The sequence below is a fragment of the Methylacidimicrobium cyclopophantes genome (assembly GCF_902143385.2).
Classification (GTDB): domain Bacteria; phylum Verrucomicrobiota; class Verrucomicrobiia; order Methylacidiphilales; family Methylacidiphilaceae; genus Methylacidimicrobium; species Methylacidimicrobium cyclopophantes.
Genome location: NZ_CABFUZ020000046.1, coordinates 1 through 3347, shown reverse-complemented (window position 1 = coordinate 3347; position 3347 = coordinate 1). Strand labels below are relative to the sequence as shown.

Annotated in this window: 5 protein-coding genes; 2 read left to right on the top strand and 3 right to left on the bottom strand. The window is 66.7% G+C overall.

The annotated features are described in order from the left end of the window. Together FN369_RS01105 and FN369_RS01100 are read left to right on the top strand one after the other, a co-directional pair. A partial coding sequence (locus tag FN369_RS01105; protein ID WP_142524378.1) for a YdcF family protein occupies positions 1-372 on the top strand: 372 nt, incomplete at its 5' end. A gap of 18 nt (positions 373-390) precedes the next feature. Next, positions 391-1284, top strand: coding sequence for a polysaccharide deacetylase family protein (locus FN369_RS01100; protein WP_142524377.1), 894 nt, complete (start codon positions 391-393; stop codon positions 1282-1284). Here the strand turns inward: FN369_RS01100 and FN369_RS01095 are convergent. The 3 genes from FN369_RS01095 to FN369_RS10965 form a co-directional block, all read right to left on the bottom strand. Beyond that, on the bottom strand, positions 1281-2024 hold the full coding sequence (locus FN369_RS01095; protein ID WP_142524376.1) for a glycosyltransferase family 2 protein: 744 nt from the start codon (positions 2022-2024) through the stop codon (positions 1281-1283). The two genes, FN369_RS01100 and FN369_RS01095, sit on opposite strands and share 4 nt — an antisense overlap. After that, positions 2021-2884 carry a lysophospholipid acyltransferase family protein gene (locus FN369_RS01090; RefSeq protein ID WP_246189470.1) on the bottom strand — a complete coding sequence of 288 codons (864 nt, stop codon included), beginning with the start codon at positions 2882-2884 and terminating at the stop codon, positions 2021-2023. The genes FN369_RS01095 and FN369_RS01090 overlap by 4 nt, the downstream gene beginning before the upstream one ends. 41 nt (positions 2885-2925) lie before the next feature. Further along, a partial coding sequence (locus FN369_RS10965; RefSeq protein WP_178087591.1) for a lysophospholipid acyltransferase family protein occupies positions 2926-3347 on the bottom strand: 422 nt, incomplete at its 5' end.

The window sequence follows — 3347 nt, the reverse complement described above, 5'->3', positions numbered from 1 at the left end:
GAGGGTCTCCCCTCCGAGGCGGCCGTAGGCGCGCGCTATCTGATGGCCCGGGGAGTACCCGAAAGCGCGCTCGTCCGCGAAGAGCGCTCCCGACACACCTTGGAAAACCTCCGCTTCCACCGCTCGGCCGCCCGACCGGAGGGCCTCCACACTGCCTTGGTCACGAGCCGCTTGCATCTAGCCCGCAGCTCGGCCCTCGCCTCCGGTCTTCGGATCCCCCACCAGCTGTGCGCCGCCGAGGAGCTCTGGTCGCTTTCCCCGCGGGAGATCCCGCGCCTCCTGGCGGAGGCCTTCTTCCTCCACTGGTACTGGGTCGGCCGCAACTATGCCCGGTGGACCGGCAACCGGCGGATGCTCGAGCCGATCTCTTAAGCCTTCCCCGAGCCGATCATGCACCCGCAAGCCCCGCTCCCAGCTCCGGCTCCCGGGCGCTGGCATCCCTCTCCGGCGATCCGCCTCTCTCTCTGGCTGCATGGAGCCCTGCTAGGGGCACTCCTCCTCTTCCCCAGGAGCTGGGCTTGGCTCCTATCGATCTTCCTTGCCGACCAGCTGCTCCTCACCCTCTCCGGTCTCTGGCCCAAAAGCTCCCTCCTCGGGCCCAACCTCGTCCGCCTTCCTCTCCCAGCGCCCGGTCTTGTCGTCCTCACCTTCGACGACGGTCCCGATCCCGAGATCACCCCCGGGATCCTGGACCTCTTGGACGCCCACGGGGCCAAGGCGAGCTTCTTCTGCATCGGAAAGCGTGCGGAGCGCTATCCCGATCTCCTCCGGGAGATCCTCTGCCGGGGCCATAGCGTCGAAAACCATAGCTTTGCCCACTCCCCCCTCTTCGCTTTCTCCCCCCTCGGGGCCTTCCGGCGGGAGATTGGAAAGGCCCAATCGGTCCTCAGCGGGATTGGCGGCAGGCCTCCCCGCTTCTTCCGGGCCCCCATGGGGTTTCGCAATCCGCTCCTCGATCCGGCCCTCGCTCCCCTGGGCCTCCGCTATGTTTCCTGGACCCGGAGAGGCTTCGACACGACCTGCCGGAAGCCGGAGACCGTTCTCCGGCGGCTCACCCGCAACCTAGCCGCAGGCGACATCCTCCTGCTCCACGACGGAGGGAGCGCGCGCAGCTCGGAGGGCGAGCCCGTGAGCGTGCGGGTCCTCTCCGCCCTCCTCCCGATCCTGGCGGCCCGCCATCTCCGTGCGGTCTCCCTCCCCATGGCGATGGGGATGGCCCCGGGCGGAGCGGAAGCTCTCTCGTCCCACGACTCTCGCTCCCAGACGGGGCTCAGGGGAGCTTAACGATGGCGTAGGAAAAGCCGCGCAAGGGCGCCGAGCAGGAGGCGCAGGTGCATGCGCGCAAGAAGGAGATTGTCCCGGAGATAGCGGAATTGGGAGACTCCGCCTTCCTTCCGGGAGAGGTAGCGGACCGGCGCCGGAAGATGGACGGGATCCACTCCTTTCCAGAAGAGGCGGACGGCCGCCTCGGGGTCGAAGTCGAACCGGCGCATCGTTCGGCGCGATTCCAGGATCTCGAGGAGCGGGCGAATCGGATAGACACGAAAGCCGAAGAGCACATCGCCCGGATTTCCGCCCAGGGTCTCGATCCGCGCCAGCCAGTTGGAGATCTTCCGGCCGCCGACCCGCAGGGAAGGGGCGCTTTCATCGAAGATCGGACATCCCAACACCATGGCGTCGGGGGAGGCGGCGGAAGCGGCTAAGAAGCGCGGGATCAGGGAAGCGGGATGCTGCCCGTCGGCATCCATCGTCAACGCATGGGTGAAGCCGAGCCGCGCGGCTTCCCGCAGACCGTGGTGGATCGCCGCCCCTTTGCCCTGATTCGCAGAGAGCGAGAAGAGCCGGAGACCAGGATCCTCTTCCGCACGCCTTCGGAGCGGGAGCTCGGAGCCGTCCCGGCTTCCGTCGATCACGACCCAGACCGGCTCCCAGAAACGGCGCGCCTCCTCCACCGTCTCCAAGAGCTTCGGCCCGGTGTTGTAGCTCGGTATCAAGACGAGAGCCCGAGTCCTTGGAGTCGTCATCGGGCGGAAATCGACGGATTGCGCCCAAGCTCCTGGCGGTAGTAGCTTTCGAGCTCGGCGAGGAACTGGTGCGCATCGCCCTGAGGGGAGAAGCGGCGTCCGAGACGGGCACGATAGACGAGGGGGAAGCGCGGTTTAGAAAAGAGGGGCCATCCCTTGGCCAGGTAGGGGAAGCTTCCCTCCAAGAAGATCGTCTGCACCGGAATGCCCGTCGCCCGGGCGATGAGGGCGATCCCTCCTTTAAACGGGTTGAGCGGGGCGGCGGTCGTCCGCGTCCCTTCCGGGAAGATCAAGAGCTGTTCGCCGCGACGGATCGCCTCCTCGGCCTCTCGCACCAGCCGCAGCGGCGAATCGCTGCGGATATATCGGGCGAGCCGGATGCATCCTCCGAAAAAGGGATTCTCCCAAAGCCCGGCCTTGGTGAGACAGACCACCCTCGGGAGCCGGGAAACCACCAAGACCGCATCGAGGAGGGCCGGGTGGTTGGCGGCGAGGAGAAGCGGTCCTTCGTCTCGGAGGCGGTCGAGGGCCGCGAGATCGCAGCGGAAGAGCCCGAGGAGCTGCATGTGGGAAAGGAAGAGCCGAAAGCCGGCCATGATCAACAGTTGCCCGACGCGCGCTCCCATCCTCGGCGGAAGGAAAAGAGCCAGCAGGCCGGAGACGAGACTCCAAAGGAGACTGCCCAGCCAGAAAAACCCGATGGCCCAATAGAAGCGGGCGAATTCCGCTCCCCGCGCGAGCCGGTCTCGCAGCCGGCAGCCCTCGCCCGCCTCCGAAGCGCAAGAGCGGGGCAAAAGGAGAGCCTCCCTTCCCGCGGAACCTTTCTCTCGCCCGTTTCCCTTGTCCAGAACGGCTGCCACTCTAATCCGCCGGCTCCTCCCCCGTAAAGAACCGAAGGGGCCTATCGCCCCTCCTCGTCCAACGGGACGAACTGGTACCATTGGCTCCAATGGGAGGCAATCTCGGGCACCAGCAGATCGAAGAGCTGCTGGCTGGCGGCTTCCAAGCTCTCCTCGTCCGGCCTTCGGCTCGAGAAGCGCAAGGGGGGGCTGCACCAGACCCGGTAGCCCCGGCCGGCCGTCTCGCTCACCGTCACCACGAAGACCGGAACTTCTTCGAGCATCGCCAGATAGAGGATCCCCGTCGAAACGGGCAACCGGCCATGGGGAAGACGGACGGAAACCCGGCTCGTTGGAGAAGGACGATCGACCAGGGCGGCCACGAACTTTCCTTGGGAGAGCTCCCGGCGGATCGCCAGGAAGGAAAAGGCGTCTTCTCCGATCTCGAGCGTCTCGATGCCCCAGCGGCGGCGATAGGCCGCCC

What these genes read in the sequence shown, in the direction of transcription:
- FN369_RS01100 (WP_142524377.1), top strand. Translation starts at nt 391, where the DNA reads ATGCACCCGCAAGCCCCGCTCCCAGCTCCGGCTCCCGGGCGCTGGCAT.
- FN369_RS01095 (WP_142524376.1), bottom strand. Translation starts at nt 2,024, where the DNA reads ATGACGACTCCAAGGACTCGGGCTCTCGTCTTGATACCGAGCTACAAC.